This window comes from Flavobacterium endophyticum (assembly GCF_003634455.1).
GTDB lineage: Bacteria > Bacteroidota > Bacteroidia > Flavobacteriales > Flavobacteriaceae > Flavobacterium > Flavobacterium endophyticum.
In genome coordinates, this window is record NZ_RBLC01000001.1 from 1,965,486 (window position 1) to 1,978,571 (window position 13,086).

8 protein-coding genes are annotated in these 13,086 nt (G+C 38.2%); 1 reads left to right on the forward strand and 7 read right to left on the reverse strand.

Annotated features, from left to right (window positions below; genetic code table 11):
* Window positions 1–60: 60 nt before the first annotated feature.
* From CLV94_RS08890 to CLV94_RS08920, 7 genes are all read right to left on the reverse strand, one after another.
* The gene (locus CLV94_RS08890) at window positions 61–924 is read right to left on the reverse strand and encodes a cupin-like domain-containing protein (protein WP_121376038.1); all 864 of its coding nucleotides are present in this window, start codon (window positions 922–924) and stop codon (window positions 61–63) included.
* Between the two features lie 77 nt (window positions 925–1,001).
* Window positions 1,002–2,435: an alpha-amylase family glycosyl hydrolase gene (locus CLV94_RS08895; RefSeq protein WP_121376039.1), complete on the reverse strand. Its 1,434-nt coding sequence runs from the start codon at window positions 2,433–2,435 to the stop codon at window positions 1,002–1,004.
* Window positions 2,436–2,451: 16 nt separating this feature from the next.
* Window positions 2,452–4,290, reverse strand: a complete 1,839-nt coding sequence (locus tag CLV94_RS08900) for a glycoside hydrolase family 13 protein (RefSeq protein ID WP_121376040.1) — start codon at window positions 4,288–4,290, stop codon at window positions 2,452–2,454.
* A gap of 61 nt (window positions 4,291–4,351) precedes the next feature.
* On the reverse strand, window positions 4,352–6,661 hold the full coding sequence (locus tag CLV94_RS08905; protein WP_121376041.1) for a glycoside hydrolase family 65 protein: 2,310 nt from the start codon (window positions 6,659–6,661) through the stop codon (window positions 4,352–4,354).
* Between the two features lies 1 nt (window position 6,662).
* Window positions 6,663–7,319 (reverse strand): beta-phosphoglucomutase, encoded by a 657-nt coding sequence (pgmB, locus tag CLV94_RS08910; RefSeq protein WP_121376042.1) that lies wholly within the window; start codon window positions 7,317–7,319, stop codon window positions 6,663–6,665.
* Window positions 7,320–7,323: 4 nt separating this feature from the next.
* On the reverse strand, window positions 7,324–8,670 hold the full coding sequence (locus CLV94_RS08915) for an MFS transporter (RefSeq protein WP_121376043.1): 1,347 nt from the start codon (window positions 8,668–8,670) through the stop codon (window positions 7,324–7,326).
* Window positions 8,671–8,873: 203 nt separating this feature from the next.
* On the reverse strand, window positions 8,874–9,899 hold the full coding sequence (locus tag CLV94_RS08920; RefSeq protein WP_121376044.1) for a LacI family DNA-binding transcriptional regulator: 1,026 nt from the start codon (window positions 9,897–9,899) through the stop codon (window positions 8,874–8,876).
* Between the two features lie 226 nt (window positions 9,900–10,125).
* Here CLV94_RS08920 and CLV94_RS08925 point away from each other — a divergent pair, with 226 nt between their 5' ends.
* Window positions 10,126–13,074: a SusC/RagA family TonB-linked outer membrane protein gene (locus tag CLV94_RS08925; RefSeq protein WP_121376045.1), complete on the forward strand. Its 2,949-nt coding sequence runs from the start codon at window positions 10,126–10,128 to the stop codon at window positions 13,072–13,074.
* The last annotated feature ends 12 nt before the right edge of the window (window positions 13,075–13,086 follow it).

The following is a 13,086-nucleotide window of genomic DNA, read 5'->3' on the forward strand; positions in this document are numbered from 1 at the left end:
AAGGATGGATTGCCATGGTCTAAAATAAAAATGCCCAGCAAATTTTGCTGGGCATTTAAATTATTTGAGAAGTTCGTTTGTCCTGCGTATGGCTTCGGCATCTTTATAATCCAGCCAAGCCTGACCCTTGCGTTTCCGCATCCAGTTATCATAGTAGCGTATGACGGCTACATTTGCTAAGCCTTTTAGCAAATTGCTCGGTCTTCCTGCCAATGAACGCAAACTTAGCGAAAATCCTGGCGTTAGGTATTTCATGTAATGCCACCAGCCTTCGGGCATATAGAGCATTTCGCCGTGCTGCAGATTCGTGATGTAAGGCTTTACCATCTTGAGTGCCGGAAATTTCTCGAAATCAGGATTGTCAAAGTCGATATCTTCATTGCAGATCCAAGAATAGGGAAGGCGGTACATGTATTTAGTTTCTTTTGGATCTACGAGTACGCACTGTTTTTTCCCTTCGAAATGGATATGAAAAATATTCGGGAAATCAATATCATAATGCATGAAAACTTTGGCATTCTCGCCTCCAAAAAACACTAACGGCAAACTTTTTATCAATCGGAGTCCCAATTGCGGCCATTTCATATCGTCTTTCATTGAAGGAACGTCTTTCATGAGGTTGTATAGAAAAATACGCAAATCAGTCGGGCCTTTTTCAAGAATATCAATATACTCTGACATAGTCATCGTGAAATCGGGCTCGTTTACTTTTTTGGTATAATCCGTCTTTCGGCTATCGTACAGCGGAACTGTCTTATCTCCGGCAACCTCTCTCAAGAATTTGAAATTCCACTTAGAAAAAGCGGGCCAATCTTCAATCTGATTCGTGATTACTACAGGTTTTTGAGGCTTATAATAGTTTTCGATAAACTCTTTTTTGGTAAGTCTTTCAACCCTTTCTATTTCTATATATTCAAAGGCCATATCTAAAAATGCTAAGTTATTTTACGGAGATACTAAATTAGCATTTTTAAACATTCTAAATAATAATTAACGCTTTTTTATTTAACCAAAATATAATATTGCCAAGGTTTGAAATTGAACTTCTGATCTTTTGCCAAAGTTACCTTTTCGCCTGTCATGTAATTGGTATAAGTTCCTTCAACTGGAGCCGTAAATTCTTGGTCTTTTTTAGATAAATTGCCTATAAAGAACACTTTTTCATTTTCTTTCCCTCTTTCAAAAGCAAGAATATTGGTGTCTGCTGAAGTCGCCAGACGTTTGTAAGAAGCGGCATTTTTTCCTCCGTTCAGCGCAATGTTGCTGTTTTTTAAAGCACCTAATTTTTCGTAGATAGAAAACATTTTTGTTTTTGCTTTCGGAATTGAGTCTTTTTCGAAGAATTTCAACCTGCGGTTCAGGTCATATTCTTGGCCTGTGTAGATCAAAGGCATTCCAGGCAGCAGATAGGTCAAAGCGGTAAAAGCTTCTACGCCGTCTCCCATTCTTTCGTATTCGGTTCCGTTCCAAGAATTTTCGTCGTGATTGGACGTAAAGTTCATGAAGAAGTCGTTTTTCTCGTATTCTTTGCCAATTTTCGCAATTACGTTATCTAAATCTTTTACGGTTTTTGTGCCTTTGTTGATATCGTTCATCACGTGATGCGCTTCCCAACCATAACCCATATCGAAAAGTCCGTCTTTTAGAAGATAATTTTTGTTAGATTCCATCAGCATGAAAACAGGTTTTACCTTTTTTAATTCTGGAATTGTTTTTTGCCAAAATTCGGCTGGCACATTATCGGCAACATCACAACGGAAACCGTCGATATTTTCATTTTTAACCCAATAGAGCATTTCATTCTTCATGGCTTCGTGCAATTCTTTGCTGGCATAATTCAAATGCGCCACGTCTGTCCAGCCCCATGATTTTCCTGTCTCAGGATTTAGCGGATCGGTCACTTCGCCTTTGGCATTTTTATGGTAATATTCCGGATGTTCGGTAATCCACTTGTGGTCCCATCCAGTGTGGTTGGCCACCCAGTCCAAAATAACATACATACCATTTTCATGGGCTGTTTTTACCAGATTTCTGAAATCTTCTTTAGTACCGTAATCTGGATTTATGGCTGTATAATCAGAAATGGCATAAGCGCTTCCTAAATATTTTGCTTTTTTTTTCGGGTCTTTGATGTCTTCGACGGAAAGATCTCCAGTGGCTTTCCTATTTTTCATAGAAATAGGATAGATGGGCATCAACCAGATGACTTTTACACCTAATTTTTTCAGTTCAGGGATGTCTTTCGTGAAAGCATTAAACGTCCCTTCTGGAGAATATTGGCGAATGTTGGCTTCATAAATAACGGCATTTTCAGCTGTCGCATCAGATATAGGAGCGATAGTTTCTGTTTTTTCAGCTGTTGTTTCTTCTGCTTTTTTGTCGTCTTTACAGCTGATGAAAGCTAGCGTCAGCGCTAAAAAGAATATTCTTTTCATGAGTATGTTTTTAAAATTAATTTAATTCTAAGATCAAGACCGATTTTCCTTCTAAAGAAATCTCATTCTTTATATCGATTGATTTTCCTGTCAAGATATCTTTTCCAGCAGTGAAATTTTTGATGTTTTCTTGGAAACGCTTTGTCTTAAATGTTTTGGTTTCCACAGTATTATTGATGACCACCATTACAGTTTCTTTGTCGTCATATCTGAAATACACATATATGTTGTCTTCTGGAATATAGTGTGTCATTTTTCCAGAATGAATAACGGTTTTGTTCTTTCTCCATTGGAATAACTTAGACGTAAAATCAAAAAACTTGTTTTGCTCTTCTGTTCTTCCAGATTTGACAAACGCATTGTTTTTATCGCCATTCCAGCCACCTGGGAAATCTTGTCGGATGTCTGCATCGCCTTTTCCTTTGTCGCCTGCCATGCCAATTTCAGAGCCGTAATACGTCTGCGGAATTCCACGAACAGTAGCAATCAAGGCCATGGCCATCTGGTATTTCTTGAAATCGTTTTTATAGATTTGGTTGAATCTTCCAGTGTCGTGATTTTCAATAAATGTCAACAGATTATTTGTGTTTGCATACAAGAAATCATTAGCAAAATTGTCATACACTTTAATCATACCGTCGTTCCAAGAAGCTTTGTCTTCGTTGAAAACACTTCCGAAAGCATCATGCAGCGTAAAATCCATGACGCTTGGCAGATAAGAATTGTAACTTTGGATAGCGCTTATCGGACTGTCTTTTTGCCAATAGGACATCTGGGCTTGGTCATGCATCCAGACTTCGCCAACAATGTTGAAATAAGGATATTCGTCGGTGATAGCTTTGGTCCATTTTGCAATTCCGACTTTATCGTTATACGAATAGGTATCTACTCTAAAACCATCTAAATCGGCATATTCGATCCACCAGATTGCGTTTTGAATTAGATAATTTAAGACTAAAGGATTCGACTGATTTAGATCGGGCATTGACGGAACAAACCAACCGTCCATGCAATTTTTAGCATCTATAGCCGAAGCATTAGTGTCGAATTGTGTTGTCATTCGATAGTTCGACTGCGAAAATCCTGGAAATTGATGTACCCAGTCATAAGTCGGCAAATCTTTATACATCCAATGCTCAGCACCCCAATGGTTTGTCACATAATCTTTGATTAATTTCATGTTTCGCTTTTTCAATTCTGCCGAAAGGCGAGCATAATCTTCATTCGTTCCATAACGAGGGTCAATTCTATAGACATCCGATTGTCCATAAGTATGGTAGGAATGCGTTTTATCATTGTCTTCGCAAAGCGGCGTGCTCCAAAGTGCTGTGACTCCTAATTCTTCCAGATAGTCTAGATGTTTTATGATTCCTTCGATATCTCCGCCATGACGCCCTCCAGGAGTATTTCTGTCGGCTTTTTCGTTAAGCGATTTGTCGGTGTCGTTATTTGGGTTTCCATTGGCAAAGCGATCCGGCATGATCAAGTAGATCATATCAGATGAGTCAAAACTTTTGCGTTGTGCCGAATTTGGGCGTCTTGCTTTCAGCGTGTATTTTTTTGTAAAAGCTACCTTGTTTTTGAAAGAAAAGACAAAATCAGAAGCAGGAGTATTTTTTGTGTCGATGGTGATGAAAATGTAGTTAGGATTTTCAGTTTTTACCACGTTTTTGATTACTACATTATTGGAAACAGAGGCCTCGTATTGTGCGATGTTTTTTCCGTAAAACATAATCTGAAGTTCTGGATTATGCATTCCGGCATACCAAAAAGGAGGTTCCATTTTATCAATTTGAGCGAAGGCAGAAACAGATAAAAACAGTACCAGCAGGCTTAGGTTTTTTTTGAAGTTCATACTTTTTTATTTAAAAACCCTTTCAGAGTCTGAAACTCTGAAAGGGTGGGTGGTGATTTATTTATACGGTAACCAAAGTATTCGGTTGTACCAATACTGCTTTTCCGTTGACATAAACGGTAAGTTCTTGGGTTCCTTCTAATGTGAATTTAGTTTCATTCGCATTGACAAAAACTTGCAATATCTGGTTTCTGAAATTGATTTTAAATGAATAGCCTTGCCATTGTTCTGGTATTTTTGGCTCGAAATGCAATGCATCGTTTTTGACACGCATTCCTCCGAAACCTTCGACAATGCTCATCCACGTTCCGGCCATGCTTGTGATGTGACAGCCTTCTTCGACTTCTTTGTTATAATCATCTAAATCTAGACGCGAAGTTCTCAAGTAGAAGGTATAGGCTTGCTCCATTCTGCCCAAATTTGCCGCTTGGATCGAATGTACGCAAGGCGAAAGCGAAGATTCATGCACTGTAAAAGGTTCATAAAAATCAAAATGTTTTTCCAATTGTTCTTTTGAAAAATGGTCTTCGAAAAAATAAAAACCTTGCAATACGTCTGCTTGTTTGATGTATGGAGAACGAAGGATTCGGTCCCACGACCATTTTTGATTGATTGGTCTTTGGCTTTTATCCAAATCATGGACTTTTACGAGTTCTTTATCCAAAAAGCCGTCCTGTTGCAAATAAACATCGTGTTCTTCTGAAAAAGGGAGGTACATTTTGTCTGCTACTTTTTTCCAATGAACTATTTCGGCAGCATCTAGATTTACTTTCGAAAGGATTCTGGAATAGTCGGAAGCATATTCTTTTTCTACTTTTTCAATCTGTTCGATGGTATAATTGATGCACCATTTGGCAAGATAGTTGGTGTAGAAATTGTTATTGACGTTGTTTTCGTATTCGTTTGGTCCTGTAACACCAAGGATGACAAATTGGTCTTTATGTGTTGAAAAAGTCGCTCTTTGGTGCCAAAAGCGGGCAATAGCGATTAAAACTTCTAATCCTTTTTCCGGAATGTAGCTGTAATCTCCAGTAAATCTGAAATAGTTGAAAATAGCAAAAGCAATCGCGCCATTTCTGTGGATTTCTTCAAAGGTAATTTCCCATTCGTTGTGGCATTCTTCACCATTCATGGTTACCATCGGATATAGAGCAGCACCGTTGGTAAAGCCTAATTTTTCAGCATTTTCAATCGCTTTGTCCAATTGGTTGTATCGGTACGTCAGTAGATTTCGAGCGACCTGCTGGTCTTTGGTCGCCATATAAAACGGGATGCAATAGGCCTCAGTGTCCCAATAGGTGGAACCGCCATATTTTTCTCCTGTAAAACCTTTAGGCCCTATATTTAGACGGGAATCCTTGCCTAAGTACGTCTGGTTCAATTGGAAAATATTAAAACGGATGCCTTGTTGTGCTTTTACATCGCCGTCGATGGTAATGTCTGACATTTCCCAGATTTTTGACCAGGCTTCAATCTGTTCTTGCAATAACGCTTCATAGCCTTTTGCTTTAGCGGCAGCAATTACTTTAGCGGCAGCGGAGATTAATTCTGAATTTCCATGATTTAAGGAAACCGTATATCCTCCAAATTTCTGAATGGATGATTTTTGGCCGCTAGCAACTTCTACTTCATAGGCAAACTGAATTTTATCTGCTGAAGCATCTACTTTTACAGGAGAACTATTTAAATTTTTATGATTTAAAAAGATGCTGTTCGACATGTAGGTCGCCACATTAAAATGCGTTTTGAATGTTCTGGCAACAACGAATGCTTCATTATCAGAATGTTTTGTTTCTAACGGTTCCCAGAATTTTTCTTCCCAGTTCGCATCTTCATTTTTGACGCCGGCATCAATGTAAGGTTTGTAGACAATTTTGGCATCTTTGTTCAACGGCGTGATTTCATAATTGATGACGCCTAATTCATCAGAATCTAAAGAAAGAAAACGGCGCACGTCTACTTTTATTTCTGTTCCGTTTTTTAAGGTGGCTTCAAAAGAACGGTGATACCAGCCTTCTTTCATGTTTAATTCGCGCTCGAAATTTTTAACTTCAAGGCAAGTATTTAGGTCGAAATCTTCTCCATTAATTTCAATTTCAATTCCGATCCAGTTTGGAGCGTTCAATACTTTTGCGAAATATTCCGGATAGCCATTTTTCCACCAGCCTACTTTTGTCTTGTCTGGATAATAGATCCCGGCAATATAGCTTCCTTGGAAAGTCTCGCCGGAATAATTTTCTTCGAAATTGGCGCGTTGGCCCATAGCGCCGTTTCCGATGCTGAATAAACTTTCTGATGATTTTACTCTTTCGGCATCAAATCCTTCTTCTATGACGGACCAATTATTTGGTACTATATAATCTTGGTTCATTTTATTTATTCACTAAAGTTTCTATGAAATTTGTTTCTATGTGCGCAAAATCAGGGAAGATATATGCAGCTTCATGCAGGATGTTAGCATCTCCAATTCCTACGCTTGTCATGTGCGCAATATTTGCGGCTTGAATTCCGGCTACTGAATCTTCAAAAACAATAGCATTTTCCGGCGCCATATTCAATAAAGCTGCGGCTCTTAAGAAAACCTCAGGGTCGGGCTTAGCATTTGAGACATCGTTGCCGTCTACAATAACGTCAAAATAGTGGATGATTCCGGTTTTTTCTAGAATAGGCCTTGCATTTTTACTTGCCGAGCCTAAAGCTATCAGCTGCTTATTCTCTTTTAGATAATGAAGGACGGGCACCACTCCTATTAGAATTTCGCTTTCGTCCATATCTACTAAATAAGAGAGATAGTCTTCGTTTTTTTCCACAAGCCATTTGTCTTTATTCTCTTGGCTGGCTTCGATTTTTCCTAATTCAAGGATAAGATCTAAGGAGCGAACTCGGCTCACGCCTTTTAGTCCTTCGTTATGTTCTGGTGTAAATTCGATTCCGAGCTGGTTTGCAATTTTCTGCCAAGCCAGATAGTGGTATTTGGCGGTGTCGACGATTACTCCGTCAAGATCGAATATAAATGCTTTTGTTTTCAAGGTATTATAATTTTACGGTGTCGTCTTCATCTTTTACGCGGAAGGCAAATAAGGCTGCAATGATAAAGGCAACTCCACTGGTTACGATGGCATAGATAGGGTTTCCACCATAAATGTATTTAACGATAGGACCGCCGATGATGGCGTTGATGATTTGAGGAACTACAATAAAGAAATTGAAAATTCCCATGTAGACGCCCATTTTTTTGGCCGGAATGGAACCCGAAAGAATAGCATAAGGCATGGCCAAAATGCTGGCCCAAGCGATTCCGACACCAATCATTGAAACAATCAACCAATTAGGATTCGGAACAAAATAGACTGAAATCAGTCCGATTCCTCCTACGATTAATGAAAAAGCATGTGTAGATTTTCGTCCAATCTTTTTCGCAATTGCTGGCAAAAAGAAGGCGAAGACAGCAGAAACGGCATTGTAGACTCCAAATATAATTCCAACCCAATCGCCAGCTTCTTGGTAGGTTTTGCTGTGCGTGTCTTCGAGCGGGAGGTTATAGACATGATGCGCTATGGCTGGAGTGGTAAAAACCCACATTCCAAATAAGGCAAACCACGAAAAGAATTGCACCCAACCTAATTGTCTCATGGTTTGAGGCATGTTCCTGAAGTCGTCAAAAATATTCAGCAGGCTGGCTTTTTCTTCTTTTTCATGGACAATTCCTTCGGCTTTGTCAAAAGCTTCTAGTTCTTCGGGAGAATACTCTCTAGTTGTAGAAACGGTCAATAATACAGCTCCTACCAAAACAAAAGCTCCAATAATAAAGGATAAAATAAGATGGTACGGGACTTCGCCAGGATTAGCTTCACTAGAAACACCAAACCAGTTGCTCAATGCGTATGGAAGCCAAGAACCAATGACTGCGCCAAAACCAATTAAAGCTGTTTGAACACTAAATCCTAACGTTCTTTGATCGGCAGGAAGCAGGTCGGCTACTAAAGCTCGGAAAGGTTCCATTGCAATATTAAATGAAGCATCCATGATCATTAGCATTCCGGCACCGACCCAAAGAGCAGGCATGAAAGCGGTAAGCATAGCAGATTGCGGCATCAGGATTAATCCTATAGCTGCTAAAATTGATCCGATTAAAAAGTAAGGTTTTCTTCTGCCGAAACGCGTCCAAGTTCTGTCGCTATAATGTCCGATAATCGGCTGGACAATCAGTCCCATCAAAGGGGCTACAATCCAAAACCACGATAGACTATGTACGTCGGCTCCGAAGATCTGCAGAATTCTACTGGCATTTGCATTTTGCAAGGCAAATCCCATTTGTATTCCCAAATATCCAAAACTCATGTTCCAGATATCGAAGAAACTTAATTTACGCTTTTTCATTATCGTAATTTGTTGATTTATATACGATAAGCGTTATTGCTTATCAAGACTTAATCTTTCGTTCGAAGTAAAAATATAAGCGTTGATAATTGATACAAATATATAATTTTTTTATGCCTAAAATTAATTTTCAGATATTTAACAATTAGCAGAAATGAAAAATACTGTTTTTATTTATTTGATTTTCAGTTTGTTAATATGAACTACAACGATGGCGTAGATTCTCTCAAAACCAAGTGAGTTTCTATAACTTCTGTTTTGTAATGCTCGTCTTCTTCCTCTTCAGATTCTAGCCTTTCGATAAGCATTTTGGCTGCTTTTCCGCCCATTTTTATTCCGTTTTGGCTTACCGTGGTAATGCTTGGCGATGAATATTTGGAAATAATACCATCTGTGAATCCGATAACCGATATGTCGTCTGGCACTTTTAGGTTTATTTTTTTGGCTGCCTTGATAGCTGTTACGGCGAACAATTCGTTTACGGCAAATACAGCGTCGATTTCATTATTAGCTATCAGTTCTTCTATCTGATGGTCGCAGATGTCGATATCTTCGATTTTGAGAATCAATTTAGGATCGACAACTATATTGTTTGTCTTTAACGCTTTGATGTATCCGTCAGTCCTTAATTTTCCGACACTCACATAATCGACTGTAGTAATCAACGCTATTTTTTTGAATCCTTTATCTATTAAGTTTTGTACTGCTTCATAAGCGGCCAGATTATCATCTATAATAACCTTGTCGCACAAGATGTCATTGGTCACGCGGTCGAACATAACAACAGGCATTCCTTGGTTGATGACTTCGGTAATGTGGTGGAAGTCTTTTTTGTGTTGGGTCTCTTTAGAAAGCGACATGATAAATCCATCAATGCTACCGTTCGCGAGCATTTCCATATTGATGACTTCTTTATCAAAAGATTCATCAGATAAGGTTACGATAACATTATAACCATGTTCGTTGGCAACATGCTCGATACCGCTAATTACGGTGGCAAAAAAGTGATGGACAATCTCAGGAATAATGATGCCGATTGTCTTGGTTTTTTTGTTCTTTAAGCTTAAGGCAATCAGGTTAGGTTTGTAGTTGTACAATTTGGCAAAAGCCTGCACTTTTTGACGCGTATCTTCGCTGATTTCGGGGCTGTCTCTGAGGGATTTTGAGACAGTAGAAATAGAGACATCTAACTCTTTGGCAATTTGCTTTAGCGTGACTTTTCTTCGCATGGTATTTAATATCAAGTAAATATTTCTGAATAAAGATAAATTTAATTTTTATTAATAGCGTTTTTTAGCCGAAAAATCTACGCATTCAATAAAGTTTTCAACACGCAAACGTTTTCGGTAGGTGCTTTTACGAAAACGATTTTTTTCTCTTAAATATTTACATAAATTTAACATTCGAAGTAAAAATATAAGGTAAACAAACTCAATTTTAACCTAAACAAAATGTATGAAAACAATTTATAAAAAGTTGTTGCTTTTAGTACTGCTGCTTCCGTTTAGTGTGCTGGCACAGAACACATTAAATGGTAATGTCAGGGATGAAGTTTCAGGATTGCCGTTACCGGGAGTCAGTGTGACTGTCCAAGGCGGAACGAACGGAGCTACAACAGATTTTGACGGAAATTTCACGCTTTCAGGAGTGAAGGCTGGGGACGTAATTTCTTTCTCTTTTTTAGGATACAAATCCACTACGATTACCTATTCTTCACAAAACACTATTAGTGTTGTTTTGCAAGAAGATGCTTCACAATTGGATGAGGTTGTAGTTGTAGGATATGGATCTGTTAAGAAGAAAGATGCTACAGGTGCTGTAGAAGTAATTTCTTCAAAAGATTTTAACCGCGGGTTAAATGCGACAGCCGAAAATCTACTAAACGGTAGAGTTGCTGGTTTGACTATTTCAACGGGCGGTGCACCGGGTTCGGGCTCTACAATCAGAATTCGTGGAGGATCTTCATTGAATGCTAAAAATGACCCATTAATTGTAATTGACGGTCTTCCTCTTGACAATGAAGATAGTGGTGGAGCAACGAGCAAGCTTTCTTCAATTAACCCAAATGATATTGAATCTTTCTCTATCTTAAAAGATGCTTCTGCTACCGCAATCTACGGTTCTCGTGCCTCTAATGGGGTTATCATTATTACGACTAAAAAAGGTAGTCAAGGTGAAATGCAAGTATCTTTCAACTCGGTAACAACTGTAAATACGTTAGCCAAAAAAGTTGATGTTTTGTCGGCCGACCAATTTAGAGCATTAGTAAATCAAGTTGGGAATCCGACACAGATTGGTTTGCTAGGAACTGCTAATACTGATTGGCAAGATGAAATTTTCCAAACAAGCATGTCGGTAGACAACAATCTTTCTATCCGAGGAAACTTATTTGGAGTAATGCCAGCTAGGTTATCTATTGGTTATACTTCAATTCCGGGTTTATTAAGAACAGGAGAATTTAAAAGAACAACGACTTCGATAGCGTTAAACCCTTCTTTCTTTGACAATCATTTAAAAATTAATTTGAATGCCAATATTTCTTGGCAAGATAACCGCTTTGCAGAAGAAGGAGCCATCGGAAATGCGTTAAGTTTCGATCCTACACAATCAGTTTATGATCCTACTTCTTATTTTGGAGGCTATTTCGAATGGCTTGAACCAGATGGAGATAGAGTTGTGACAGGTGCACAGCAAAATCCAGTGTCTTTATTAAACCAAAGAAGAAACGTTACAGACAACCGTAAAATGTATGGTAATTTTCAAGTAGATTATAAACTACATTTCTTTGAAGATATCAGGGCTGTCGTAAATGTTGGTTTCGACAAACAGGATGGTAACGGAACAAATACGTTGGCGCCTTTCAGCCCGGCAGGTTTCCAAACAGGAAGTTATAGTGGTGGAACTTACCAAAATTTTGGTTCTCATACCTACTTTAATGAGAACAAAGAGAATAAATTATTAGATGCTTATTTAGTTTATACTAAAGAAATTGGCAAATTCAATTTAGATGTTACAGGAGGTTACTCGTACCAAAACTTCAAATGGGTGGGTTTCTCTACAGGAAACGTATACGATCCAAATGCGCAACCTGACGTATTCACAAGACCAACCGTAAACTTACAGTCTTATTTCGGAAGAATGAACTTAGGATACGATGATAAATACTTATTGACGCTTAACTACAGAAGAGACGGAACGTCTAGATTTTCTAAAGAAAACAGATGGGGTAACTTCCCAGGAGCAGCATTTGCTTGGAAAATCTCTCAAGAAAGTTTCTTGAAAGACGTAAGCGTTATCTCTGACTTGAAATTAAGGTTAGGTTGGGGTATTACAGGACAACAAGACATTAATGATGGTTTCGCTTATATTGAAAGATATACAACAGGAACTACACAGGCACAATATCAGTTTGGAAATGTTTTCGTTCCAGTAGGAAGACCTGAAGGTTATAACAAAGGTTTGAAATGGGAAGAAACTGAAACCAGAAACATTGGTATCGATTATGGCTTTTTCAACAACAGCCTAAGAGGTTCTTTGGATTTGTATGAAAAGAAATCAACAGACCTTCTGGCAAGAGTTCCTTTTCCTGATGGCGCCAACTTGGCCAACGAAGGATTCAGAAATTATGGAGACTTTACTACAAAAGGTATCGAGTTTAGTGTAAGCTATGATATTTTTAGAGGAGAAGGCTTTAATTGGACTTCAACATTCAATGCTACTTATAACGACCAAGAAATTACAGACATTCCTTCTGACAATGCTGTAGGTGATATCGATGGTGGTGGCGGTAATAAAATCCAAATTAACTCAGTAGGATACAATCCAAACGCATTTTATGTATACGAACAGGTTTACGATTCAAACGGAAAACCGGTAGAAGGTGTTTATGTAGATAGAAACCAAGATGGTGTTATCTCAACAGCCGATCAATACAGATATAAAAAACCAAATGCAGACTTTACGTTTGGTATGATGAACAACATGAGCTATAAGCAATTTGATCTTTCTTTTGCATGGAGAGCTAGCTTAGGCAACTACATGTATAACAACGTTGCTTCTAATAAAGGCGTATTACAGGCAGGAGTTCGTTATAATGACGTAATCAGTAACATTAATTCAGATTATTTAAACTCTGGCTTCCTATTAGAAGGAAACAATAGACTTTTCTCAGACTACTATGTCCAAAATGCTTCATGGTTTAAATTAGACAACATCACATTAGGATATACGGTACGAAACCCGTTTGCAACAGAGAAATCAAAACTTCGAATCTATGGAGCCGTTCAAAACGTATTTACGATTACGGATTATGACGGAGTAGATCCTGAAATTTTTGGAGGTATTGATAAGACAATTTATCCAAGACCAAGAATGTTTATGTTAGGATTTAATTTAGATTTTTAAAAAAATATGAAA